The organism is Flavobacterium piscisymbiosum, from assembly GCF_020905295.1.
Lineage (GTDB): Bacteria > Bacteroidota > Bacteroidia > Flavobacteriales > Flavobacteriaceae > Flavobacterium > Flavobacterium piscisymbiosum.
This window is the reverse complement of sequence record NZ_JAJJMM010000001.1, coordinates 427,221-451,255: the sequence shown is the minus strand read 5'-3', so window position 1 is coordinate 451,255 and position 24,035 is coordinate 427,221. Positions and strand designations below refer to the sequence as shown.

Below are 24,035 nucleotides of genomic sequence, written 5' to 3'. Positions count from 1 at the left end.
AATGGCTAGAGATTTAAAATATACAAGAAATATCGGAATTGCTGCTCACATTGATGCTGGTAAAACAACAACAACTGAGCGTATCCTTTTTTATACTGGAAAGTCACACAAAATTGGTGAAGTACACGATGGTGCTGCAACAATGGACTGGATGGCTCAAGAGCAAGAAAGAGGTATTACAATTACTTCAGCTGCAACAACTTGTGAGTGGAATTTTCCTACTGAGCAAGGTAAACTTTTGCCTGAATCTTTGCCTTACCACTTTAATATTATTGATACTCCTGGGCACGTTGACTTTACTGTAGAAGTAAACCGTTCTTTGCGTGTACTTGATGGATTGGTTTTTTTGTTTAGTGCTGTTGATGGTGTTGAGCCTCAATCAGAAACTAACTGGAGACTTGCTGATCAATATAGAGTTCCACGTATGGGATTCGTTAATAAAATGGACCGTCAAGGATCTAACTTTTTGGCAGTTTGTCAACAAGTTCGTGATATGTTGAAATCAAATGCTGTTGCGATCACTTTGCCAATTGGTGAGGAGAATGATTTCAAAGGTGTTGTAGATTTAGTAAAAAATCAAGCGATCATTTGGCATGATGCAACTCAAGGGGCAACTTTTGATATTGTTGAAATTCCTGCTGATATGGTTGCAGAGGTTAAAGAATATAGATCTATTCTTATTGAGGCAGTTGCTGATTACGATGAAAATCTTTTAGAGAAATTCATGGAAGATGAAAACTCTATTACAGAGGAAGAAATCAACAAAGCTTTAAGAGCTGCTACTATGGATATGGCTATCATTCCGATGATTGCTGGTTCTTCTTTCAAAAACAAAGGAGTTCAATTCATGTTAGATGCAGTTTGTAAATATTTGCCTTCTCCAATGGATAAAGAAGGTATCGAAGGGATTCATCCTGATGATGCTGAATTGTTAGAAGAAGATCAGACTAAAATCTTGCGTAAGCCAGATGTAAAAGAGCCATTCGCTGCTTTAGCATTTAAAATTGCTACTGACCCATTCGTAGGTCGTTTAGCTTTCTTCCGTGCTTACTCTGGACGTTTAGATGCTGGTTCTTATGTTTTGAACACTCGTTCAGGAAACAAAGAAAGAATTTCTCGTATCTACCAAATGCATGCTAACAAACAAAATCCAATCGAGTTTATTGAGGCTGGAGATATTGGAGCTGCTGTTGGATTTAAAGATATCAAAACTGGAGATACATTGTGTGATGAAAAACACCCAATTATTCTTGAGTCTATGAAATTCCCTGCGCCGGTAATTGGTATTGCAATTGAGCCTAAAACTAAAGCTGACGTTGATAAAATGGGTATGGCTTTGGCTAAATTAGCCGAAGAAGATCCAACATTTACTGTTAGAACAGATGAGGCTTCAGGGCAAACTATTATCTCTGGTATGGGTGAGCTTCACTTGGATATCTTAGTAGATCGTATGAAACGTGAATTTAAAGTTGAAGTGAACCAAGGTGAGCCTCAAGTTGAATATAAAGAAGCGTTTACAAGAACTGCTACACATAGAGAAACTTACAAGAAGCAATCAGGAGGTCGTGGTAAATTCGGTGATATCGTATTTACACTTGAGCCAGCTGACGAAGTTGACGGTAAAGTTCCTGTGGGATTACAGTTTATCAATGCAGTAAAAGGTGGTAATGTTCCTAAAGAATATATCCCTTCTGTAGAAAAAGGTTTCCGTGAAGCTATGAAAACAGGTCCATTGGCAGGTTATCAAGTGGATAGTTTAAAAGTAACTTTGACGGACGGATCTTTCCACCCTGTCGATTCTGATGCGCTTTCTTTTGAGTTAGCTGCTAGAATGGGTTATAGAGAAGTAGCTAAAGCTGCTGGTGCGATTATTTTGGAACCAATCATGAAAATGGAAGTTATTACTCCTGAAGAAAACATGGGAGATATCGTAGGTGATATCAACCGTCGTAGAGGTCAGGTTAATGACATGGGTGACAGAAACGGTGCAAAAACTATTAAAGCTGATGTGCCTTTATCAGAGATGTTTGGATATGTAACAACATTAAGAACATTATCTTCTGGTAGAGCAACTTCAACAATGGAGTTTTCTCACTATGCAGAAACACCTTCTAATATTTCAGAAGCTGTAATTAAAAAAGCAAAAGGTAACGCTTAATTCTTAAGAAAATGAGTCAAAAAATCAGAATAAAACTAAAATCTTACGATCACATGTTGGTAGATAAATCTGCTGAAAAGATCGTAAAAACAGTAAAAACTACTGGAGCAGTTGTAACAGGTCCAATTCCGTTACCAACTCACAAAAAACTTTTCACTGTGTTACGTTCTCCGCACGTTAACAAAAAAGCGAGAGAGCAATTTGAAGTAATGTCATACAAGAGATTGATTGATATTTATTCATCTTCATCTAAAACTATTGATGCATTAATGAAACTTGAATTGCCAAGTGGAGTTGAAGTGGAAATAAAAGTATAATTTTTTATTATATTTTATATATAAAAAGCGAGTCAGAAATGTCTCGCTTTTTTTTTGTTGGTAAAAATTTTGATGAGTGAATTTTTGAGATATTTATTTTGATAAAATATTTGCGTTTTTGTTGAAATGTCTTTAGTTTAGGCTGTTAAGAAGGTTTTTTCTTTTGAAGATTATGTAATTGTTAAGGAAGATGACGTCACGGGTTAAGATGAGGAAAATTAATTTTTTAAAGAAATGGAATGTGAATGTTGATGAGATTGGTGCTTTGATTTTGATTATGAGCTATTTAATTTTTATAACCGTTTGGTATATTCAATTTTAATGTATACTTTTGCACTCCCTGTTTGGAAATTTCTGTTATTTTCAAATTGAAGGGAATTTTAGTAATTAATAATTAATATTTATGTCTGGGTTAATTGGTAAAAAAATCGGCATGACTAGTATTTTCGACGAAAACGGGAAAAACATTCCTTGTACAGTAATCGAGGCTGGGCCGTGTGTTGTTACCCAAGTCAGAACCAAAGGTGTTGACGGGTACGAAGCGTTGCAACTTGGTTTCGATGACAAAAACGAGAAACATTCCACTAAAGCGGCTTTAGGTCACTTTAAAAAAGCTGGAACTGTTGCTAAGAAAAAAGTCGTTGAATTTCAAGATTTTGCAACTGAACAAAAATTAGGAGATCTTATTGATGTTTCTATTTTTGCTGAAGGAGAATTTGTAGATGTACAAGGTGTGTCTAAAGGTAAAGGTTTTCAAGGGGTTGTTAAACGTCACGGATTTGGTGGTGTTGGACAAGCAACTCACGGTCAACACAACCGTTTAAGAGCGCCAGGTTCTGTGGGAGCTTCTTCTTATCCATCTAGAGTATTCAAAGGAATGCGTATGGCTGGAAGAATGGGAGGAGACAATGTAAAAGTTCAAAACCTTAGAGTTTTAAAAGTAGTTGCTGAAAAGAACCTACTTGTTATTAAAGGATGTGTTCCTGGACATAAAAACTCTTATGTAATCATTCAGAAGTAATGGAAGTAAAAGTATTAGATTTCAACGGAAAAGATACTGGAAGAAAAGTTCAACTTTCTGATTCAGTATTCGCAATTGAACCAAACAATCACGCTGTATACCTTGATGTTAAGCAATATCTTGCTAATCAAAGACAAGGAACTCACAAAGCTAAAGAAAGAGCTGAAGTGACTGGAAGTACACGTAAGATTAAAAAACAAAAAGGAACAGGTACAGCTCGTGCGGGAAGTATCAAGAATCCATTGTTTAAAGGTGGTGGAACAATTTTTGGACCAAGACCAAGAAGTTATTCATTCAAATTGAATAAAAGCTTGAAAAGATTGGCTAGAAAATCAGCTTTCTCAATCAAAGCAAAAGAGTCAAATATTATCGTTCTTGAGGACTTTAATTTTGAAACTCCAAACACTAAAAATTTCATTAACGTTTTGAAAGCTTTAGGGTTAGATAATAAAAAATCTCTATTTGTGTTGGGAGAGTCAAATAAAAATGTATATTTGTCGTCACGCAATTTAAAGGCTTCAAATGTCGTAACTAGCTCAGAATTAAGCACTTACGCTATTTTAAACACTAATAATTTAGTGCTTTTAGAAGGTTCTTTGGAGTTAATTGAAGAAAATTTAAGTAAATAATAGGAATATGAGCATCATAATTAGACCTATAGTAACAGAAAAAGTAACCAAAGAAAGTGAAGTTTTAAACCGCTTCGGATTCGTTGTTGACAAAAAAGCAAACAAAGTTCAAATTAAGAAAGCTGTTGAAGCTGCTTATGGAGTAACTATCGTTTCAGTTAACACGATGAACGTAAGACCGGATAGAACTACGAAATACACTAAAAGTGGTTTGATCAGTGGAAAGACAAATGCAATTAAGAAAGCGATTGTTCAAGTACAAGAAGGAGAAACAATTGATTTTTACAACAATATCTAAGATAGAAAAATGTCAGTAAGAAAATTAAAACCTATTACCCCAGGTCAGCGATTTAGAGTTGTGAATGGTTATGACGCCATTACAACTGATAAGCCGGAACGCTCTTTGATAGCGCCGATAAAAAACTCTGGAGGTAGAAATAGTCAAGGAAAGATGACCATGCGTTATACGGGTGGTGGTCACAAGCAGAGATATCGTATCATTGATTTCAAAAGAACTAAAGACGGAATTCCGGCTACTGTGAAATCAATTGAATATGATCCAAATCGTACTGCATTTATCGCTTTGTTAGCTTATGCTGATGGAGAGAAAACTTATGTAATTGCTCAAAACGGATTGAAAGTTGGTCAGAAATTAGTTTCTGGTCCAGAATCTCAACCTGAAATTGGTAATACATTACCTTTAAGCAGAATTCCTTTAGGAACTGTAATCTCTTGTATTGAGTTACGTCCAGGTCAAGGTGCGGTAATCGCTCGTTCAGCTGGTACATTTGCTCAATTAATGGCAAGAGATGGAAAATATGCTACAATTAAAATGCCATCTGGTGAAACAAGATTGATCTTGTTAACTTGTTCGGCTACAATTGGAGCTGTTTCTAATTCAGACCACCAATTAGTTGTGTCAGGAAAAGCTGGTAGAACAAGATGGTTAGGAAGAAGACCTAGAACAAGACCTGTTGCAATGAACCCTGTTGATCACCCAATGGGTGGTGGAGAAGGACGTTCTTCTGGTGGACATCCACGTTCAAGAAATGGAATACCAGCAAAAGGTTATAGAACTCGTTCTAAGAAAAACCCGAGTAACAAGTATATCGTAGAACGTAGAAAGAAATAATAAGATATGGCACGTTCATTAAAAAAAGGACCTTTCGTTCATTATAAGTTAGACAAGAAAGTTCAGGAAAACGTAGAAAGTGGTAAAAATAGTGTAGTGAAGACTTGGTCTAGAGCTTCTATGATTACTCCGGATTTCGTTGGACAAACAATCGCAGTTCATAACGGTCGTCAATTTGTACCAGTTTACGTAACAGAAAACATGGTAGGTCACAAATTAGGAGAATTTTCACCAACTAGATCTTTTAGAGGTCATGCTGGAGCAAAAAATAAAGGTAAAAAATAAGAAGCAATGGGAGTTCGTAAAAGAGAAACAGCAGATGCGAGAAAAGAGGCTAATAAGTCTATTGCTTTCGCAAAATTGAATAACTGCCCTACTTCACCTAGAAAAATGCGCTTAGTAGCGGACTTGGTAAGAGGTCAGAAGGTAGAAAGAGCACTTAACATCTTAAGATTTAGTTCTAAAGAGGCTTCAAGAAAATTAGAGAAACTATTATTATCTGCAATCAACAACTGGGAGCAAAAAAATAGTGAAGGTAATTTAGAAGAAGCTGGATTATTTGTTAGGGAGATCAGAGTAGATGGTGGAATGATGTTGAAAAGACTTCGTCCAGCTCCACAAGGTCGTGCACACAGAATAAGAAAACGTTCTAATCACGTAACAATCGTGCTTGGAGCTATCAATAACACACAAAGCAATTCTTAAGCAGCATGGGACAAAAGACAAATCCAATTGGAAATAGACTTGGTATCATCAGAGGGTGGGACTCAAACTGGTATGGTGGAAATGATTACGGTGATAAACTTGCCGAAGATCACAAAATCAGAAAGTATATCCACGCTCGTTTATCAAAAGCTAGTGTATCTAAAGTAATTATCGAGAGAACTTTAAAACTTGTAACCGTTACTATCACTACTGCCAGACCTGGTATCATTATCGGAAAAGGTGGACAAGAGGTAGACAAGTTGAAAGAAGAACTTAAGAAAGTTACTGACAAAGAGGTTCAAATCAACATCTTTGAAATCAAAAGACCTGAATTAGATGCTTATCTTGTGGCGACAAGCATCGCTCGTCAGATCGAAAGCCGTATTTCTTACAGACGTGCAATCAAAATGGCTATTGCTGCTTCTATGCGTATGAACGCTGAAGGTATCAAAGTTTTGATTTCTGGTCGTTTGAATGGTGCAGAGATGGCGCGTTCAGAAGGTTTCAAAGAGGGTAGAATTCCTCTATCAACTTTCAGAGCTGACATTGACTATGCTTTGGCTGAAGCTCACACTACTTACGGTAGAATGGGTATCAAAGTATGGATCATGAAAGGTGAAGTTTATGGAAAGAGAGATCTTTCTCCACTTGCAGGAATGGATAAAAAACAATCTGGAACTGGTGGTGGTAAAGGTGGTGATTCTCCAAGAGGAGACAGAAAACCCTTTAATAAAGGTGGAAAACCAGACGCTCGTAAAAGAAAGTAAATTTTTAAACTAAAGAAAAATGTTACAGCCTAAAAGAACAAAATACCGTAAGGTACAAAAGGGTAAAATGAAAGGTAACTCTCAAAGAGGGCATGAACTTTCTAATGGAATGTTTGGTATTAAATCTGTACATGAAGATGGAATGTTCTTAACTTCTCGTCAAATCGAAGCTGCGCGTATCGCTGCAACTCGTTTCATGAAGAGAGAAGGACAATTATGGATCAAAATATTTCCAGACAAACCAATTACTAAGAAGCCTCTTGAGGTACGTATGGGTAAAGGTAAAGGTGCCGTTGAATATTGGGCTGCCGTTGTTAAACCCGGAAGAATTATGTTTGAAGTTGGAGGAGTTCCTTTATCAGTTGCAAAAGAGGCTTTACGTCTTGCAGCTCAAAAGCTTCCAGTAAAAACTAAATTCGTCGTTGCTAGAGATTTCGAAGCATAATTAAATTTATATTATGAAACAATCAGAAATAAAAGATCTTTCTGCAGCGGAGTTGCAAGAAAAACTTAGTCAAACTAAGAAAATATATGCTGACCTAAAAATGGCTCACGCTATTTCTCCAATTGAGAACCCGCTTCAAATTAGAAGTGTAAGAAGAACAGTTGCAAGATTGGCTACAGAGTTAACTAAAAGAGAGTTACAATAATTGTATTCTGCTGAAAGATGGAAGAAAAAAGAAATTTAAGAAAAGAAAGAATAGGTGTTGTTACTTCAAATAAAATGGATAAGTCTATTGTTATTGCTGAAGTAAGAAAAGTAAAACACCCATTATACGGTAAGTTCGTGTTGAAAACAAAGAAATACGTTGCACACGACGAAACAAACGACTGTAACATTGGAGATACTGTAAGAATTAGCGAAACGCGTCCTTTAAGTAAAACAAAATGTTGGAGATTAGTTGAAATCTTAGAAAGAGCTAAATAATTATGGTACAACAGGAATCAAGACTAAAAGTAGCAGATAACACGGGAGCAAAAGAAGTTTTAACTATCCGTGTTTTAGGAGGTACCAAAAGAAGGTATGCCTCTGTTGGTGACAAGATTGTAGTATCTATTAAAGATGCAACTCCTAACGGTAACGTTAAAAAAGGAGCTGTTTCAACTGCAGTTGTTGTACGTACCAAAAAAGAAGTGAGAAGAGCTGATGGTTCTTATATCCGTTTCGATGATAATGCATGTGTTCTTTTGAACGCTGCAGGGGAAATGAGAGGGACTCGTGTTTTTGGTCCGGTAGCAAGAGAACTTCGTGAAAAACAATTCATGAAAATTGTATCATTAGCACCAGAAGTGCTTTAATTCGTTTTAAGATGATAAAGCTAAAAATAAAATCAGGAGATATCGTAAGAGTTATTGCTGGAGACCATAAAGGTGCTGAAGGTAAAGTTTTACGTGTTTACCGTGAGAAAAATAAAGCGATAGTTGAAGGTGTAAACATGGTTTCGAAACATACAAAACCAAGTGCTAAAAACCCTCAAGGTGGTATCGTTAAGAAAGAAGCTTCTATACAAATATCTAACATTTCACTAATTGATCCTAAAACTAAGGAAACAACTAGAGTTGGTATTAGAGTAGAAGGAGATAAGAAAGTAAGATTTTCAAAAAAATCTAATCAAGTACTATAGTAATGGCATATACACCTAGACTAAAAGAAGAATATAAGAGTAGAGTAATCTCTGCTCTTAAAGAGGAATTCGGATATACAAACGTGATGCAAGTTCCAAAACTTGAAAAAATCGTTTTGAGCCGTGGAGTTGGTGCAGCTGTATCTGATAAAAAACTTATTGACTATGCAGTTGATGAGTTAACAAAGATCACTGGACAAAAAGCAGTATCTACAATTTCAAAGAAAGACGTTGCGTCATTCAAATTGAGAAAAGGGATGCCTATTGGAGCAAAAGTTACTTTACGTGGTGAAAGAATGTATGAGTTTTTAGATAGACTTGTTACTTCTGCTTTACCACGCGTTAGAGATTTTAGTGGTATTAAAGCTACTGGTTTTGACGGAAGAGGTAATTACAACCTTGGAGTTTTAGAGCAAATCATTTTCCCTGAAATTGATATTGACAAAGTAAACAAAATTTCAGGAATGGATATTACATTTGTTACTACTGCAAAAACAGACAAGGAAGCAAAGTCATTATTGGCTGAATTAGGATTACCTTTTAAAAAGAATTAAGACATGGCTAAAGAATCAATGAAAGCCCGCGAGGTTAAGAGAGAAAAAACGGTAGCAAAGTATGCTGAGAAAAGAAAAGCTTTGAAAGAGGCTGGAGATTTTGAAGGTTTACAAAAATTACCTAAAAATGCTTCACCAGTTCGTTTGCACAATCGTTGTAAATTAACAGGTAGACCAAGAGGGTATATCCGTCAATTCGGTATTTCACGTGTAACTTTCCGTGAAATGGCTAACAATGGGTTAATTCCTGGAGTTAAAAAGGCATCTTGGTAATCTCGTAAAAAGTTATTACTTTTGCAAACCAAAAAATAATTTTAATTGATTAAAGGTTCGGGAGGCGAGTGCCTCCCGAAAACCATAATCGCAATCAAATACATATGTATACAGATCCTATTGCAGATTATTTGACTAGAGTTCGTAACGCTGTGGCTGCAAACCACAAAGTTGTTGAAATTCCAGCTTCTAATCTAAAAAAAGAAATAACTAAGATCTTATTTGATCAAGGTTATATCTTGAGTTACAAATTTGAAGACAACTCTGTTCAGGGTTCGATCAAAATTGCTTTGAAGTATGACAAAGATACTAAAGAGCCTGTAATTAAAGATATCCAAAGAATTAGTAAACCTGGTTTACGTAAATATGCAGGTGCTGCCAAATTACCAAGAATCCTTAACGGATTAGGAATTGCAATTGTTTCAACTTCAAAAGGTCTAATGACTGGAAAGCAAGCGAAACAATTAAATGTAGGTGGTGAAGTAATTTGTTACGTATACTAATTTTAAAGACTAAATAAGATGTCAAGAATAGGTAAAAGCCCAATTGTAATCGCTGCTGGAGTAACTGTAGAAGTTAAAGACGGTATCGTTACGGTAAAAGGAAAAAAAGGTCAACTAACTCAGGAGTTTTCGGACATTACTGTAAAAGTTGAAGGCGATCAGGTTCTTTTAGAAAGATCGTCTGATCATAAAGACCAAAGAGCAAAACACGGATTATACAGATCGTTAATCAATAACATGATAATTGGTGTATCTGAAGGTTTTACAAAAGAACTTGAATTAGTTGGAGTAGGTTATAGAGCTTCAAACCAAGGTCAAAAGTTAGATTTAGCTCTTGGATATTCTCACAATATTGTTTTAGAAATTGCTCCTGAAGTAGCTCTAGAAACAATATCTGAAAAAGGTAAAAACCCTATCGTAAAATTAACATCATTTGATAAACAACTTTTAGGTCAGGTTGCTGCGAAAATCAGAGGTTTCCGTAAGCCAGAGCCGTACAAAGGAAAAGGTGTTAAATTTGTGGGTGAAGTATTAAGAAGAAAAGCAGGTAAATCAGCTTAAAAAATAAGATTATGTCATTAACAAAATCTGATAGAAGACAGAGAATTAGATTCAGAATTAGAAAATCGATTAGTGGTACTGCTACTAACCCAAGACTATCTGTATTTAGAAGTAACAAAGAAATTTACGCTCAAATTATTGATGACGTAAACGGAGTTACTTTATTATCTGCATCTTCAAGAGAAAAAGAAATAGGAAAAGGTACTAACGTTGAAATCGCTGCTGCTGTTGGAAAACTAGTTGCTGAGAAAGCGTTAAAAGCTGGGATTGATACCATCACTTTTGATAGAGGTGGATATTTGTATCACGGTCGTATTAAATCATTAGCAGAAGGCGCAAGAGCGGCTGGACTTAAATTCTAATATATTATGTCTAAATACAAAAATGTAGAATTGGTAAAACCAAGTGGTCTTGAACTTAAAGATCGTCTGGTAAGTGTTAATCGTGTTACTAAAGTTACAAAAGGTGGTAGAGCTTTCGGTTTTTCTGCTATTGTAGTTGTAGGTGATGAAAACGGAGTAGTTGGTCATGGATTAGGAAAATCTAAAGACGTTTCTGAAGCAATTGCGAAAGCAGTAGAAGATGCTAAGAAAAATTTAGTAAAAATTCCTTTGAACGGACAATCTGTTCCTCACGAACAAAAAGGTAAATTTGGTGGTGCACGTGTATTCTTAATCCCTGCGTCTCATGGTACAGGAGTTATTGCTGGTGGAGCTGTTCGTTCAGTTCTTGAATCAGTAGGTATTCACGATGTATTATCTAAATCTCAAGGATCATCAAATCCTCATAACGTAGTGAAAGCAACTTTTGATGCTTTATTACAAATGAGAAGCGCTTACACTGTTGCAAAACAAAGAGGTGTTTCTTTAGAAAAAGTTTTTAAAGGTTAATTCAAGGAAATTATGGCTAAATTATTAGTAAAACAAGTAAGAAGCAAAATCAACTGTCCTCTTTCTCAAAAGAGAGGTTTGGAAGCTTTAGGTCTACGTAAAATGGGACAAGTTGTAGAGCATGATTCAAATCCTGCTATCCTTGGTATGATAAACAAAGTTAAACACTTAGTTTCTGTCGAAGAAGCTAAATAACAAATACTGTTATGAATTTAAGTAACTTACAACCAGCTGAAGGGTCAACACACAATCAAAATAAAAGATTAGGTAGAGGAGAAGGTTCAGGAAAAGGTGGTACTTCTGCAAGAGGTCACAAAGGAGCAAAATCTCGTTCTGGTTATTCTAAAAAGATTGGTTTTGAGGGAGGGCAAATGCCACTTCAAAGACGTGTACCTAAGTTTGGTTTCACAAACATCAATCGTAAAGAATACGAAGGTGTTAATTTAGATACGCTTCAATTATTAGTAGACAATGGTGTGATTACTGATTCTGTTTCAATGACAGATTTCGTAGCTAATCGTCTTGCTACCAAAAATGAAATCGTTAAGATTTTAGGTAGAGGAGAATTGAAAGCAAAATTAAAAGTAACTGCCCACAAATTTACTGCTACTGCAAAAGCGGCTATTGAAGCTGCTGGTGGAGAAGCTGTAACTATATAACTTATCTACTAAGATGAAGAAATTTATTGAATCAATAAGTAATGTTTGGAAAATCGAAGAACTGAAAAACAGAATCTTAATTACATTAGGATTGCTTTTAGTATATCGTTTTGGTGCACACGTAACGCTACCTGGAATTGACGCAACTCAATTAACAGGTTTAGCGGGACAAACTAAACAAGGTTTAGGATCAATCCTGGACATGTTTACAGGAGGTGCTTTCTCTAAAGCTTCAGTTTTTGCTTTAGGTATTATGCCTTATATTTCTGCATCTATTGTTGTTCAGTTAATGGGAATTGCTATTCCTTATTTGCAAAAACTTCAAAACGATGGAGAGAGTGGTAGAAAAAAGATTAATCAAATCACTCGTTGGTTGACTATAGCTATTACACTGGTTCAAGGTCCAACTTATATCTATAATTTATACAGAACGTTACCTGGAAGTGCATTCTTACTAGGCTTTAATTCACCTGAATTCTTGTTCTCTTCTGTTATTATCTTAGTTACAGGTACAATTTTTGCTATGTGGCTTGGAGAAAAAATTACAGATAAAGGTATTGGAAACGGAATTTCATTATTGATTATGGTTGGTATTTTGGCGCGTTTACCGCAAGCTTTTATCCAAGAGTTTACAACCAGAGTTACCAATAACAATGGTGGTCCAATGTTGTTAGTTATTGAAATTATTGTTTGGTTATTAGTAATCATTTCTTGTGTATTGCTTACAATGGCAGTACGTAGAATTCCTGTTCAATACGCTCGTCGTACAACAAGTGGGGATTACGAGCAAGATTTGGCAGGTGGTAATAGACAATGGATTCCTCTTAAGCTTAATGCTTCTGGGGTTATGCCTATCATTTTTGCTCAGGCGATTATGTTTATACCTGCAGCTGTAGCTGGATTGTCTAAATCAGACACATCACAATCTATTGTTGGCGCGTTTAGTAATATGTTCGGATTTTGGTATAACTTTGTATTTGCAACTTTAATTATTGTATTTACATTTTTCTATACTGCAATTACAGTTCCTACTAACAAAATGGCTGATGATTTAAAAAGAAGTGGTGGTTTTATTCCGGGCGTTCGTCCAGGAGCTGAAACTTCAGAATTTCTTGATAAAGTGATGTCTTTAATAACTTTCCCAGGATCTTTATTCCTTGCTTTGATTGCTGTGTTCCCAGCTATTGTTGTAAGTATTATGGATGTACAACAATCTTGGGCAATGTTTTTTGGAGGTACCTCGTTAATAATTATGGTTGGAGTTGCAATAGATACTATTCAACAAATCAATTCATACTTGTTAAACAAACATTATGATGGTTTAATGAAGACTGGTAAAAATAGAAAAGCAGTAGCTTAATTTTTATATGGCAAAACAATCAGCAATAGAACAAGACGGATCAATCATCGAAGCATTATCAAATGCGATGTTCCGTGTAGAGTTAGAAAATGGACATATCGTAATTGCTCATATTTCTGGTAAAATGCGTATGCATTACATCAAATTATTACCTGGTGATAAAGTGAAACTAGAAATGAGTCCTTATGATTTGTCAAAAGCAAGAATTACTTATCGATATTAAAGGATATTCACTATGAAAGTTAGAGCATCAGTAAAAAAGAGAAGTCCCGAGTGCATCATTGTGCGTAGAAAAGGGAGATTGTACGTAATAAACAAAAAGAATCCTAGATTTAAACAAAGACAAGGATAATTATGGCAAGAATAGCAGGGGTAGATATCCCAAAAAATAAAAGAGGTGTTATAGCACTTACCTATATCTTTGGATTAGGAAGAAGTAGAGCTATTGAGATTTTAGAAAAAGCTCAAGTTAGCCAAGATAAAAAAGTTCAAGATTGGAATGATGATGAGATCGGAGCGATTCGTGATGCAGTTTCATTTTACAAAATTGAAGGAGAATTACGTTCTGAAGTTTCTTTGAACATCAAACGTTTAATGGATATTGGTTGTTACAGAGGTATCCGTCATAGATCTGGTCTTCCATTAAGAGGGCAAAGAACTAAAAACAACTCTAGAACAAGAAAAGGTAAAAGAAAAACTGTTGCTAACAAGAAAAAAGCAACTAAATAATAAGTAATATGGCTAAAGCAACTGCAAAAAAACGTAAAGTTATCGTTGAATCAACGGGAGAAGCTCATATTTCTGCTACCTTCAATAACATCATCATTTCTTTGACAAACAAAAAAGGTGAAGTTATTTCTTGGTCTTCAGCTGGTAAAATGGGTTTTAGAGGTTCTAAAAAGAATACTCCATACGCAGCCCAAATGGCAGCAGAAGATTGTAGTAAAGTAGCTCTTGAGGCTGGACTTAAAAAAGTAAAAGTTTATGTAAAAGGACCAGGAAACGGACGTGAGTCTGCTATTCGTTCTATTCATAACGGTGGAATTGAAGTTACTGAGATTATCGATGTTACTCCAATGCCTCACAACGGATGTCGTCCTCCAAAAAGACGTAGAGTTTAATTTTATTTATTCATAGTATAAACAAGGTAGAATATAGATTATCGAAGGATTTGACCTGAATTCATAATCTCTACCTTAAATTTAATTTTTTAGAAATGGCAAGATATACTGGTCCAAAAACTAGAATTGCTCGTAAATTTGGCGAAGCAATCTTCGGAGATGATAAATCTTTCGAAAAAAGAAATTACCCACCTGGACAACACGGGATGGCTAAAAAAAGAGGTAAAAAATCTGAGTACGCTGTTCAGTTAATGGAAAAGCAAAAAGCTAAATATTCTTACGGAATTTTAGAAAAACAATTCAGAAATTTATTCAAAAAAGCATCAGCTACTAAAGGTGTTACTGGTGAAGTTCTTTTACAATTATGTGAAGCAAGATTAGATAACGTTGTTTTTAGAATGGGTATCGCTCCTTCTAGAAGAGGTGCTAGACAATTAGTTTCTCACAGACACGTTACTGTAAATGGTGAAGTTGTAAATATCGCTTCTTACCACCTTAAACCTGGTGATAAAGTTGCAGTTCGTGAAAAATCTAAATCTTTAGAAGCTATCGAACGTTCTTTATCAAATTCAAGTCATGTTTATGAATGGATTACTTGGAACAATGATCTTAAAGAAGGAACTTTCGTTTCTGTACCTGCAAGACTTCAGATTCCAGAAAACATTAAAGAACAATTAATCGTAGAGTTGTACAACAAATAATAATTGACTTAGTCGAAATTTATGGCAATATTTAATTTTCAAAAGCCCGATAAAGTTATCATGATCGATTCAACCGATTTTGAAGGTAAATTCGAATTTAGACCTTTAGAACCTGGTTATGGATTGACAGTTGGTAATGCACTTAGAAGAGTTTTGCTTTCAGCATTAGAAGGTTATGCAATTACATCTGTTCGTATCGAAGGTGTAGATCATGAGTTTTCTACTATTTCAGGTGTTGTTGAAGATGTTACCGAAATTATCCTTAATCTAAAACAAGTACGTTTCAAACGTCAAATTGAAGATATCGATAATGAAGCAGTTACAATTTCTGTTTCTGGTAAAGATCAACTAACAGCAGGTGATTTTCAAAAATTTATTTCAGGTTTCCAAGTGCTGAATCCAGACCTTGTTATCTGTAATTTAGATTCTAAAATCAAATTGAACTTCGATTTAACAATCGAAAAAGGTAGAGGATATGTTCCTGCTGAGGAGAACAAAAAACAGAACGCTGCAATTGGTACTATTTTTACAGACTCTATTTTTACTCCGGTAAAAAATGTAAAATACGCAATTGAAAACTTCCGTGTTGAGCAAAAAACAGATTATGAAAAATTAGTTTTTGAAATTAAAACTGATGGTTCTATTAATCCAAAAGATGCTCTTACTGAAGCTGCTAAAGTTTTAATTCACCACTTCATGTTATTTTCTGACGAAAGAATTACACTCGAGGCTGACGAAATTGCACAAACAGAATCGTATGATGAAGAGTCATTGCATATGAGACAATTGCTTAAAACTAAGCTTGTTGATATGGATTTATCTGTGAGAGCATTAAATTGCTTGAAAGCGGCTGAAGTTGATACACTTGGTGATTTAGTATCGTTCAATAAAAATGACCTAATGAAATTCCGTAATTTTGGTAAAAAATCTTTAACTGAGCTAGATGAACTTGTAGCTGTTAAGAATTTAACTTTCGGAATGGACTTAGCTAAATACAAATTAGATAAAGAATAATTCAATCCGCCGCGGCGGATTAAATTTAAAATAGCAATGAGACACGGAAAAAAATTCAATCACTTAAGCAGACAGACTGGACATAGAAAAGCTATGTTAGCTAATATGGCTTGTTCTCTTATTGAGCACAAACGTATTAACACTACTGTTGCTAAGGCTAAAGCGCTTAAACAATTCGTTGAGCCTTTAATCACAAAATCAAAAGAAGATACGACTCACAACCGTCGTATTGTTTTTGCTTACTTACGTAGTAAATATGCGGTAACTGACTTGTTCAGAGACGTAGCTGCTAAAGTTGGAGACCGTCCAGGTGGATACACTCGTATCATTAAAGTTGGAAATCGTTTGGGAGATAATGCTGATATGGCAATGATCGAACTTGTAGATTTCAATGAACTTTACAATGGTGGTAAAAAAGAAGTTAAAAAAGCTAAAAGCCGTCGTGGTGGTAAAGCAAAAAAAGCTGAGGAGACTACTCCTGAAGCTCCAGCTGCTGAATCAGAATCGACTACTGAAGCTTCTGAATAATTATGAAAGTAATGATTCTATAGAAATCAAGGATAAGCTAATTTTTAGTTTATCCTTTTTTTTTTGATTTTTTTTAAAATAGTTTGAAATATAACTTATTTTAAAACTTAGGTTTTAATTTTATCAATGAAATTTTTAAAAAATCTTGGAAGCACTGTTTTAAAGAAGTAAATTTGCAAAATATCTAATTACAAATAAAAACAAGCTTCGCGGTTTTTATAAGACGCTTAAAAAAAACAATACAAAGTAAATAATGAAATACACTACACGACAAAGCGCCATTTTATTACTAAGTGATGGAACAATTTTTCACGGGAAATCTATCGGAATTAGCGGTAAAACTTTTGGTGAAGTTTGTTTTAATACTGGAATGACAGGATATCAGGAGATTTTTACAGATCCTTCTTATTTTGGTCAAATAATGGTAGCAACTAATACACATATTGGTAACTATGGTGTTAATGATTTAGAAGTTGAATCTGATAGTATCAAAATTGCTGGTTTGGTTTGTAAAAACTTTAGTTTTAATTATTCAAGAGAAGATGCTTCAGGAAGTTTAGAAGATTATTTTATTAAGCAAAATCTAATCTGTATTTCTGATGTTGATACCAGAGCACTAGTAAGCTACATTCGTGATAATGGTGCGATGAATGCTGTTATTTGTACAGATGGTACTTCGATTGAAGATTTGAAAAAAGAATTGGCTAATGTGCCAAATATGGAAGGTTTAGAGTTGGCGTCAAAAGTTTCAACTACTGAGCCTTATTTTTTTGGAGATGAAAACGCTACTTATAAGATTTCAGCTTTAGATTTAGGAATTAAAAAGAATATCCTAAGAAACCTTGCGAAAAGAGATTGTTATATCAAAGTGTTTCCATACAACTCTACTTATAAAGATCTGGCCGAATTTAATCCGGATGGATACTTCTTGTCAAATGGACCTGGAGATCCGGATCCTCTTTTTGGAGCTATTGAAGTAGCAAAGGAAATTTTGGCTAATGATAATCCGTTATTCGGAATTTGTTTGGGACATCAGGTAATTGCCTTAGCAAATGGTGTTCAGACTTATAAAATGTTTAATGGTCACCGCGGAATAAATCATCCGGTAAAAAATATTATTACGGGTAAAGGTGAGGTCACTTCTCAAAACCACGGTTTTGCTGTAAACAAAGAAGCATTGGATAATCATCCTGATTTAGAAATTACACATTTACATTTAAATGACGGAACTGTTGCTGGTATGCGTATGAGAAATAAGAATTGTTTTTCAGTACAATACCATCCAGAAGCAAGTCCTGGGCCACATGATTCTTCTTATTTATTCGATCAGTTTGTTGAGAATATAAAAGGAGCTTCTGCTAAAACGATGTAGTTAATAAATAAAGATATTTAATTGTTAAATGTGGTATTTAATATTGAATATTTTTATAATTTCGGAAAATATTTATAATTTATTAATAAAAAACAAAAATAATGAGTATTATAATAAAAGTTCACGCAAGACAAATTTTTGATTCTAGAGGTAATCCAACTATCGAAGTTGATGTAATTACTGAAAATGGAGTTTTAGGAAGAGCTGCTGTTCCGTCTGGAGCTTCAACTGGAGAACATGAGGCTGTTGAATTACGTGATGGAGGAAAAGCATTCTTAGGAAAAGGAGTTTTAAATGCAGTGAACAATGTAAATACTGTTATTGCTGAAGAATTAGTTGGTACTTCTGTTTTCGAACAAAATACAATTGATCAGTTAATGATTGATTTAGACGGGACTCCAAACAAATCTAAATTAGGAGCTAATGCAATTTTAGGAGTTTCTTTGGCTGCTGCAAAAGCTGCTGCTAACGAACTTGGATTGCCATTATACAGATATGTAGGAGGAGTTTCTGCTAATACATTACCTGTTCCAATGATGAATATCATTAACGGAGGTTCTCACTCTGATGCGCCTATTGCATTTCAGGAGTTTATGATCTTCCCTGTAAAAGCAACTTCTTTCTCTCATTCTATGCAAATGGGAACTGAAATTTTTCACAGTTTGAAAAAAGTATTACATGACAGAGGATTAAGTACTGCTGTAGGTGACGAAGGTGGTTTTGCTCCAAACTTGGCTGGTGGTACTGAGGATGCTTTAGATACTATCAAATTAGCTGTTGAAAAAGCTGGATATACTTTTGGAGACGAAATTATGATTGCTCTTGACTGTGCTGCTTCTGAGTTTTATGTAAACGGTAAATACGATTATACTAAATTTGAAGGAGAGACTGGAAAAATCAGGACTTCTGAAGAGCAAGCTGATTATTTAGCTGAACTTGCTGCTAAATATCCAATTATTTCTATTGAAGATGGTATGTACGAAGATGACTGGGATGGATGGAAATATTTAACTGAAAAAATTGGACACAAAGTTCAATTAGTAGGGGATGATTTGTTTGTTACTAATGTTGAGCGTCTTTCAACTGGAATCGAAAAAGGAATTGCAAATTCAATCTTAGTAAAAGTAAACCAAATTGGTACTTTAACTGAAACTATTGCAGCTGTAAACATGGCGAAAAATGCAGGGTATACTTCAGTAATGTCTCACCGTTCTGGAGAAACAGAAGATAATACAATTGCTGATTTAGCTGTAGCTTTAAACTGTGGTCAAATTAAGACAGGTTCTGCTTCTCGTTCTGATCGTATGGCAAAATACAATCAATTATTAAGAATCGAAGAAGAGTTAGGAAGTACTGCTTATTTCCCTGGATTAAACGCTTTCAAGATCAAATAATTGTAAGAGTTATATATTAAATTTAAACCATTCGTTTACGCGAATGGTTTTTTTTTGGAGTTTTAACAAATTCATAGCAGGATTCTTTTTTTAATTAGTCTTAAATTCCTTAGATTTGATAAATTATTATTTTAAAGATTTATTTCCGATATATTATGTCAAAAATAGCTACATTAGAAGTAGATGGTCAAAAAATTGAACTTCCGGTAATTACAGGGAGCGAAAATGAATCAGCTATCGATATTAACAAATTACGTGATTTAACTGGTATTATTACTTTGGATCCTGGATATAAAAATTCTGGTTCTTGCAAAAGTGAAATCACCTTCTTAGACGGAGAATTAGGAATTTTACGTTACAGAGGATATTCAATCGAAGATTTAGCTGAAAAAGCTAATTTCTTAGAAGTATCTTATCTTTTAATTTTTGGTGAATTACCAACAGCTCAACAATTAGAGCAGTTTGAAAATGGTATTAGAAAACATACTTTGGTAAACGAAGAGATGAAAAATATCATTGACGGATTCCCTAAAACAGCGCACCCAATGGGAGTGTTATCAGCTTTGACAAGTGCTTTAACAGCATTTAATCCAAAAGCGGTAAACGTTGAAAATGAAAAAGAGATGTACGAAGCCATTTGCAAAACAATGGGTAAATTTCTTGTAATTGCAACGTGGACTTATAGAAAAACTATGGGTTATCCATTAAATTATTATGACAATACGCAAGGTTATGTAGATAATTTTATGCAATTAATGTTTAAATTGCCTACAAGCCCTTACTCTGCTAATCCGGTTATTGTAGCAGCATTAGATAAATTATTTATTCTTCATGCAGATCACGAACAAAACTGTTCTACTTCTACAGTAAGAATGGTAGGGTCATCTCATGCTGGTTTATTTGCTTCTATCTCTGCAGGAGTTTCTGCACTTTGGGGACCACTTCACGGAGGTGCAAATCAGGCAGTACTTGAAATGCTGGAAGAAATTAATAAAGACGGTGGTGATACTGATAAATTTTTAGCGAAAGCGAAAGATAAAAACGATCCTTTCCGTTTAATGGGATTTGGTCACAGAGTTTACAAAAACTTTGATCCACGAGCTAAAATAATCAAAAAAGCAGCTAAAGAAGTTTTGGAAACTTTAGGAGTTGAAGATCCTATTTTAGAGATCGCTAAAAAATTAGAAACAGCAGCTTTAGAAGATGAATACTTCAAATCAAGAAACTTATATCCAAACGTAGATTTCTATTCTGGAATTATTTATAGAGCATTAGGTATTCCTACAGATATGTTTACAGTAATGTTTGCTATAGGTAGATTACCAGGGTGGATTGCACAATGGAAAGAAATGCGTGAGAATAAAGAACCAATTGGCCGACCAAGACAAATTTATACTGGGCACCCGTTGAGAGACTTTAAGTCGAACAAATAAAAATATTTTAAAGCTTCACTTAACTGTGAAGCTTTTTTTATCTTTGGCCAAAATATAATAAAGTTATGTTGCAATTAAATATAAAGAACGAAACGTCAAGATTGCGTGCTGTAGTCTTGGGTTCTGCTGTTCATAATGGGCCGACTCCATCTTTAGATGATGCCTATGATCCTAAATCATTGGAACATATTAAAGCAGGGACATATCCTATCGAAAAAGATATGGTTGCTGAAATGGATACTTTTAATGCCGTTTTTCAAAAATATGATGTAAAAGTTTATCGTCCTGAAATGATTGAAAACTACAATCAGATTTTTGCAAGAGATATAGGTTTTGTAATAGATGATACTTTTGTAAAATCAAATATTCTTCCTGATAGAGAGCGTGAATTAGATGCTATTCAATATATAATTGATCAGATAGATCCTCTAAAAGTAGTTCGTCCGCCAGAAGAAGTTCATATAGAAGGTGGAGATGTTATGCTTTGGAATCATCACATTTTTATAGGAACTTATAAAGGAAGTGATTATAAAGATTACATTACGGCAAGAACCAATATGCACGGTGTAAATTTTATTAAAGAATTATTCCCAAATAAAATCGTAAAAGAGTTTGATTTGGTGAAATCTAAAATCGAAGCGCGCGATAATGCGTTGCACCTTGACTGTTGTTTTCAGCCTGTTGGAAAAGATAAAGGAATTATTTATAAAAGAGGTTTCCGTGAAGAAGCTGATTATATGTATTTAGTGAATCTTTTTGGAAAAGAAAACTTATTTCATATCGAAAGAAACGAAATGTATAATATGTTTTCAAATGTATTTTCTATCGACGAAAATGTAGTTGTTTCAGAGAAAAATTTCACAAGATTGAACAATTGGCTTCGTGCTAAAGGTTTTACAGTAGAAGAAATTCCGTATGCTGAAATTGCAAAGCAGGAAGGTTTGTTAAGATGTTCGACATTACCTTTAATTAGAGACTAAAAAATAAAGTTTCAAGTTTGCTTCGCCTGTTCGAGCAAAGCAAACTTGAAACAAAAAAATATAAAGAAAATGAAACAAACGACAAATGCAATTGTAATGATTCGGCCAGTTGCTTTCAGAATGAATGAGCAAACAGCTGTAAATAATTATTATCAAAAAGTATTAGACGGACTTTTACCAAGTACGGTAAATGCTAAAGCGCAACAGGAATTTGATGTTTTTGTAGAAAAATTAAGAGCAGTTGGGGTTGATGTTACAGTTATTGATGATAATTTGGAAACAGATACACCGGATAGTATTTTTCCAAACAATTGGGTTTCTTTTCACGAAAATGGTGATGTAGCACTTTATCCCATGTTTGCAGAAAATCGTCGTCAGGAACGTCGTGAGGATATTCTAGATACTCTTGAAGACAAAGGATTCGAAATTGCTAATATAATGGATTATACATCTGCAGAAGAAGATGGCTTTTTCTTGGAAGGAACAGGAAGTTTACTTTTAGACCGAGCAAATGCAAAAGCATATTGTGCACTGTCTCCTCGTGCTGATGAAGAATTGTTTATAGAATTTTGTGAAGATTTTGATTATGCTCCGGTTATTTTTGAAGCTTTTCAGACAGTTGACGGAGAACGTAAACTAATCTATCATACTAATGTAATGATGTGTTTAGGAGAAACTTTTGCTGTTATCTGTGCTGATTGCATCGATGATAAAAAAGAACGCAAAATGGTTCTTGAAAACCTAAAAGCGGATAAAAAAGAAATTATTTTGATCACCGAGGCTCAGGTAAATAATTTTGCAGGTAATATGCTCGAAGTTAGAGGTGCAAACGATAAGAAATATATCGTTATGAGTGCATCGGCACATCAAAGTTTAACCCCAAAGCAAATTGCTCAATTAGAAAATCATGCTGAAATTTTAAGTTCAAGCCTGGATACGATTGAAGCTTGTGGTGGCGGAAGTGCAAGATGTATGATGGCTGAAGTGTTTTTGCCAAGAAATTAAGTTTTAGCAACTTTAAATAAAAAAATCCAAATTCTATACTGAAATATTCAGCTTTGGAATTTGGTTTTTTTTATTTGAAATATTGAACAAGTTACATCAAATTCCCTTTGACAATATTGATAATCGAACTTACGATATATTGAATTCCGATAGAAATTACTATAAAACCAACAATTCTGGAAATAGCCACAATTCCTGATGCACCTAATATTCGGGCTAAATAATGCGCACTTTTCAAAATGGCGAAAATGGCAACTGCAATAGCCAAAATGGCTAGAGAAGATATAATGATTTCTTCTATTCCGTGATGTTCCTGATAAAAAGCAATAAGTAACGAAATTGATCCCGGTCCGGCTAACATTGGTATTGCTAATGGCGTTAGTGCAATGTCATTACGCTGTTGCGCATCCGTTTCAACCTTTTTATTGATTCCTCGTTTTTTATTGATTTTTCCGGAAAGTAACGAAAACCCAGAGTTTACAATTACAATTCCGCCTGCAATTCGAAGCGCGTCAATGCTAATTCCAAAAAAGCTCAGAACATATTGACCAATAAAAAACGAAACGATCAAAATGATAAAAACGTTTATGGCAGTCCAAAGCGAAATGCGGGAACGTTCTTCCTGAGAATCATGCTGCGTAAGTCCAACAAAAATTGGCACGGTACCAATTGGGTTTAAGACCGAAAAAAGTGCCGCAAATAAATAAATGAATAAATCCATGTAGTTTGAGTTAATGAAGTAAAAATAGTTATTTTTTGATATCTGAAAGCAAATTCTTGTTAGGATATTGTCGCGAATGTTATTATTTCTAAATCAATAACCTAAAATAAGCTCATTCTTTTTGATTACTTTTGTAAAATATTTAAAAATGATGAAAAATAAAAAAACTTTAGTTCTGGGTGCAACCACTAAGCCAGATCGTTACGCTTTTAGAGCCATAAATATGTTAGTAGAAAAAGGACATACTGTATTAGCAATTGGTCAAAACACAGGAGAAGTTGCAGGTGTAAAAATTCAAACCAAAGCAATTCCGGTAAAAAACATAGACACAGTGACTTTGTATCTAAATCCTGCGCGTCAGCGTGATTACTATAATTATATAATCGAAGCACAGCCAAAGCGTGTAGTTTTTAATCCGGGAACCGAAAATCCGGAATTATATCAATTATTAGAATTGAATAATATTAAGGCAGAAGTTGCTTGTACTTTGGTTTTATTAGCTACGAATCAATATTAATTTTTTTTAGGAGCTATTTCTCCCGAAGTTTCGGGATCCACTATATCTTTTGTGGTGAACCCCACCACAAAAGGATGCCGTTACCATCTGGGCTA

At 34.6% G+C, this 24,035-nt stretch carries 37 protein-coding genes; 36 read left to right on the top strand and 1 reads right to left on the bottom strand.

The features are described 5' to 3' along the window. Nucleotide 1 precedes the first annotated feature (1 nt). The 35 genes from fusA to ctlX all read left to right on the top strand — a co-directional run bounded on the left by fusA (nucleotide 2) and on the right by ctlX (nucleotide 22,702). Nucleotides 2–2,158 (top strand): elongation factor G, encoded by a 2,157-nt coding sequence (gene fusA / locus LNP81_RS02220; RefSeq protein ID WP_194617157.1) that lies wholly within the window; start codon nucleotides 2–4, stop codon nucleotides 2,156–2,158. 11 nt (nucleotides 2,159–2,169) lie between these two features. Next, the gene (rpsJ, locus tag LNP81_RS02215) at nucleotides 2,170–2,475 is read left to right on the top strand and encodes a 30S ribosomal protein S10 (RefSeq protein ID WP_007803605.1); all 306 of its coding nucleotides are present in this window, start codon (nucleotides 2,170–2,172) and stop codon (nucleotides 2,473–2,475) included. Between the two features lie 403 nt (nucleotides 2,476–2,878). Next, nucleotides 2,879–3,496, top strand: a complete 618-nt coding sequence (gene rplC, locus LNP81_RS02210) for a 50S ribosomal protein L3 (protein ID WP_007803612.1) — start codon at nucleotides 2,879–2,881, stop codon at nucleotides 3,494–3,496. Next, nucleotides 3,496–4,125 (top strand): 50S ribosomal protein L4, encoded by a 630-nt coding sequence (gene rplD, locus LNP81_RS02205; protein WP_041516263.1) that lies wholly within the window; start codon nucleotides 3,496–3,498, stop codon nucleotides 4,123–4,125. The genes rplC and rplD overlap by 1 nt, the downstream gene beginning before the upstream one ends. Before the next feature lie 7 nt (nucleotides 4,126–4,132). Beyond that, nucleotides 4,133–4,423 carry a 50S ribosomal protein L23 gene (gene rplW / locus LNP81_RS02200; RefSeq protein WP_017495018.1) on the top strand — a complete coding sequence of 97 codons (291 nt, stop codon included), beginning with the start codon at nucleotides 4,133–4,135 and terminating at the stop codon, nucleotides 4,421–4,423. Nucleotides 4,424–4,432: 9 nt separating this feature from the next. Then, entirely contained in the window at nucleotides 4,433–5,257 is an 825-nt protein-coding gene (rplB, locus tag LNP81_RS02195) for a 50S ribosomal protein L2 (protein WP_007803623.1), read from the top strand. A 6-nt stretch (nucleotides 5,258–5,263) separates the two neighbouring features. Next, nucleotides 5,264–5,542, top strand: a complete 279-nt coding sequence (rpsS, locus tag LNP81_RS02190; RefSeq protein WP_012022488.1) for a 30S ribosomal protein S19 — start codon at nucleotides 5,264–5,266, stop codon at nucleotides 5,540–5,542. 6 nt (nucleotides 5,543–5,548) lie between these two features. Continuing rightward, complete coding sequence (rplV, locus tag LNP81_RS02185; protein ID WP_230033109.1) at nucleotides 5,549–5,962, top strand: 50S ribosomal protein L22; 414 nt, start codon at nucleotides 5,549–5,551, stop codon at nucleotides 5,960–5,962. A gap of 5 nt (nucleotides 5,963–5,967) precedes the next feature. Continuing rightward, nucleotides 5,968–6,729 carry a 30S ribosomal protein S3 gene (gene rpsC / locus LNP81_RS02180; RefSeq protein ID WP_007803635.1) on the top strand — a complete coding sequence of 254 codons (762 nt, stop codon included), beginning with the start codon at nucleotides 5,968–5,970 and terminating at the stop codon, nucleotides 6,727–6,729. Nucleotides 6,730–6,748: 19 nt separating this feature from the next. Beyond that, nucleotides 6,749–7,174: a 50S ribosomal protein L16 gene (rplP, locus tag LNP81_RS02175; protein ID WP_007803637.1), complete on the top strand. Its 426-nt coding sequence runs from the start codon at nucleotides 6,749–6,751 to the stop codon at nucleotides 7,172–7,174. 13 nt (nucleotides 7,175–7,187) lie between these two features. Then, nucleotides 7,188–7,379 (top strand): 50S ribosomal protein L29, encoded by a 192-nt coding sequence (gene rpmC / locus LNP81_RS02170; protein ID WP_007803639.1) that lies wholly within the window; start codon nucleotides 7,188–7,190, stop codon nucleotides 7,377–7,379. Between the two features lie 17 nt (nucleotides 7,380–7,396). Beyond that, entirely contained in the window at nucleotides 7,397–7,657 is a 261-nt protein-coding gene (gene rpsQ / locus LNP81_RS02165; RefSeq protein ID WP_007803646.1) for a 30S ribosomal protein S17, read from the top strand. A 2-nt stretch (nucleotides 7,658–7,659) separates the two neighbouring features. Further along, a complete protein-coding gene (gene rplN, locus LNP81_RS02160; RefSeq protein ID WP_007803649.1) occupies nucleotides 7,660–8,028 on the top strand; it encodes a 50S ribosomal protein L14 in 369 nt (122 codons plus the stop codon). A gap of 11 nt (nucleotides 8,029–8,039) precedes the next feature. Beyond that, nucleotides 8,040–8,354 (top strand): 50S ribosomal protein L24, encoded by a 315-nt coding sequence (gene rplX, locus LNP81_RS02155; RefSeq protein WP_007803650.1) that lies wholly within the window; start codon nucleotides 8,040–8,042, stop codon nucleotides 8,352–8,354. A gap of 2 nt (nucleotides 8,355–8,356) precedes the next feature. Beyond that, on the top strand, nucleotides 8,357–8,908 hold the full coding sequence (rplE, locus tag LNP81_RS02150; RefSeq protein WP_007803652.1) for a 50S ribosomal protein L5: 552 nt from the start codon (nucleotides 8,357–8,359) through the stop codon (nucleotides 8,906–8,908). A gap of 3 nt (nucleotides 8,909–8,911) precedes the next feature. Next, on the top strand, nucleotides 8,912–9,181 hold the full coding sequence (rpsN, locus tag LNP81_RS02145; protein WP_007803655.1) for a 30S ribosomal protein S14: 270 nt from the start codon (nucleotides 8,912–8,914) through the stop codon (nucleotides 9,179–9,181). Between the two features lie 104 nt (nucleotides 9,182–9,285). Further along, a complete protein-coding gene (gene rpsH, locus LNP81_RS02140) occupies nucleotides 9,286–9,684 on the top strand; it encodes a 30S ribosomal protein S8 (RefSeq protein ID WP_017495014.1) in 399 nt (132 codons plus the stop codon). 18 nt (nucleotides 9,685–9,702) lie between these two features. Then, entirely contained in the window at nucleotides 9,703–10,245 is a 543-nt protein-coding gene (gene rplF / locus LNP81_RS02135) for a 50S ribosomal protein L6 (RefSeq protein ID WP_042565877.1), read from the top strand. A gap of 11 nt (nucleotides 10,246–10,256) precedes the next feature. Continuing rightward, nucleotides 10,257–10,607, top strand: a complete 351-nt coding sequence (gene rplR, locus LNP81_RS02130) for a 50S ribosomal protein L18 (protein WP_065450857.1) — start codon at nucleotides 10,257–10,259, stop codon at nucleotides 10,605–10,607. A 3-nt stretch (nucleotides 10,608–10,610) separates the two neighbouring features. After that, the gene (gene rpsE / locus LNP81_RS02125; protein WP_085950271.1) at nucleotides 10,611–11,135 is read left to right on the top strand and encodes a 30S ribosomal protein S5; all 525 of its coding nucleotides are present in this window, start codon (nucleotides 10,611–10,613) and stop codon (nucleotides 11,133–11,135) included. Between the two features lie 12 nt (nucleotides 11,136–11,147). After that, a complete protein-coding gene (gene rpmD, locus LNP81_RS02120; RefSeq protein WP_017495010.1) occupies nucleotides 11,148–11,330 on the top strand; it encodes a 50S ribosomal protein L30 in 183 nt (60 codons plus the stop codon). Between the two features lie 11 nt (nucleotides 11,331–11,341). Beyond that, nucleotides 11,342–11,794: a 50S ribosomal protein L15 gene (gene rplO, locus LNP81_RS02115; RefSeq protein ID WP_017495009.1), complete on the top strand. Its 453-nt coding sequence runs from the start codon at nucleotides 11,342–11,344 to the stop codon at nucleotides 11,792–11,794. 13 nt (nucleotides 11,795–11,807) lie between these two features. After that, entirely contained in the window at nucleotides 11,808–13,154 is a 1,347-nt protein-coding gene (secY, locus tag LNP81_RS02110; protein WP_072960632.1) for a preprotein translocase subunit SecY, read from the top strand. Between the two features lie 7 nt (nucleotides 13,155–13,161). After that, the gene (gene infA / locus LNP81_RS02105) at nucleotides 13,162–13,377 is read left to right on the top strand and encodes a translation initiation factor IF-1 (protein WP_007136545.1); all 216 of its coding nucleotides are present in this window, start codon (nucleotides 13,162–13,164) and stop codon (nucleotides 13,375–13,377) included. Nucleotides 13,378–13,389: 12 nt separating this feature from the next. Beyond that, on the top strand, nucleotides 13,390–13,506 hold the full coding sequence (gene ykgO, locus LNP81_RS02100) for a type B 50S ribosomal protein L36 (RefSeq protein WP_072945378.1): 117 nt from the start codon (nucleotides 13,390–13,392) through the stop codon (nucleotides 13,504–13,506). 2 nt (nucleotides 13,507–13,508) lie between these two features. Further along, nucleotides 13,509–13,883: a 30S ribosomal protein S13 gene (gene rpsM / locus LNP81_RS02095; RefSeq protein WP_007803675.1), complete on the top strand. Its 375-nt coding sequence runs from the start codon at nucleotides 13,509–13,511 to the stop codon at nucleotides 13,881–13,883. An 8-nt stretch (nucleotides 13,884–13,891) separates the two neighbouring features. Beyond that, on the top strand, nucleotides 13,892–14,275 hold the full coding sequence (rpsK, locus tag LNP81_RS02090) for a 30S ribosomal protein S11 (protein ID WP_007803677.1): 384 nt from the start codon (nucleotides 13,892–13,894) through the stop codon (nucleotides 14,273–14,275). Between the two features lie 95 nt (nucleotides 14,276–14,370). Then, entirely contained in the window at nucleotides 14,371–14,976 is a 606-nt protein-coding gene (rpsD, locus tag LNP81_RS02085) for a 30S ribosomal protein S4 (protein WP_026982953.1), read from the top strand. A 21-nt stretch (nucleotides 14,977–14,997) separates the two neighbouring features. After that, nucleotides 14,998–15,990, top strand: coding sequence for a DNA-directed RNA polymerase subunit alpha (locus tag LNP81_RS02080; RefSeq protein ID WP_026109818.1), 993 nt, complete (start codon nucleotides 14,998–15,000; stop codon nucleotides 15,988–15,990). A gap of 36 nt (nucleotides 15,991–16,026) precedes the next feature. Next, nucleotides 16,027–16,518: a 50S ribosomal protein L17 gene (gene rplQ / locus LNP81_RS02075; RefSeq protein ID WP_029272056.1), complete on the top strand. Its 492-nt coding sequence runs from the start codon at nucleotides 16,027–16,029 to the stop codon at nucleotides 16,516–16,518. Nucleotides 16,519–16,771: 253 nt separating this feature from the next. After that, on the top strand, nucleotides 16,772–17,890 hold the full coding sequence (gene carA / locus LNP81_RS02070; RefSeq protein WP_230033107.1) for a glutamine-hydrolyzing carbamoyl-phosphate synthase small subunit: 1,119 nt from the start codon (nucleotides 16,772–16,774) through the stop codon (nucleotides 17,888–17,890). Nucleotides 17,891–17,991: 101 nt separating this feature from the next. After that, a complete protein-coding gene (eno, locus tag LNP81_RS02065; RefSeq protein WP_230033106.1) occupies nucleotides 17,992–19,284 on the top strand; it encodes a phosphopyruvate hydratase in 1,293 nt (430 codons plus the stop codon). 155 nt (nucleotides 19,285–19,439) lie between these two features. Then, nucleotides 19,440–20,717 carry a citrate synthase gene (locus LNP81_RS02060; RefSeq protein WP_065450861.1) on the top strand — a complete coding sequence of 426 codons (1,278 nt, stop codon included), beginning with the start codon at nucleotides 19,440–19,442 and terminating at the stop codon, nucleotides 20,715–20,717. A gap of 65 nt (nucleotides 20,718–20,782) precedes the next feature. Continuing rightward, nucleotides 20,783–21,697 carry a dimethylarginine dimethylaminohydrolase family protein gene (locus LNP81_RS02055; protein ID WP_230033105.1) on the top strand — a complete coding sequence of 305 codons (915 nt, stop codon included), beginning with the start codon at nucleotides 20,783–20,785 and terminating at the stop codon, nucleotides 21,695–21,697. 69 nt (nucleotides 21,698–21,766) lie between these two features. Then, nucleotides 21,767–22,702 carry a citrulline utilization hydrolase CtlX gene (gene ctlX, locus LNP81_RS02050; protein ID WP_230033104.1) on the top strand — a complete coding sequence of 312 codons (936 nt, stop codon included), beginning with the start codon at nucleotides 21,767–21,769 and terminating at the stop codon, nucleotides 22,700–22,702. Between the two features lie 91 nt (nucleotides 22,703–22,793). Here ctlX and LNP81_RS02045 read toward each other — a convergent pair whose 3' ends face one another. Then, complete coding sequence (locus LNP81_RS02045; RefSeq protein ID WP_230033103.1) at nucleotides 22,794–23,423, bottom strand: MarC family NAAT transporter; 630 nt, start codon at nucleotides 23,421–23,423, stop codon at nucleotides 22,794–22,796. Nucleotides 23,424–23,574: 151 nt separating this feature from the next. Between LNP81_RS02045 and LNP81_RS02040 the strand changes: the two genes are divergently transcribed. Next, complete coding sequence (locus LNP81_RS02040) at nucleotides 23,575–23,940, top strand: CoA-binding protein (RefSeq protein WP_230040847.1); 366 nt, start codon at nucleotides 23,575–23,577, stop codon at nucleotides 23,938–23,940. Nucleotides 23,941–24,035 lie beyond the last annotated feature (95 nt).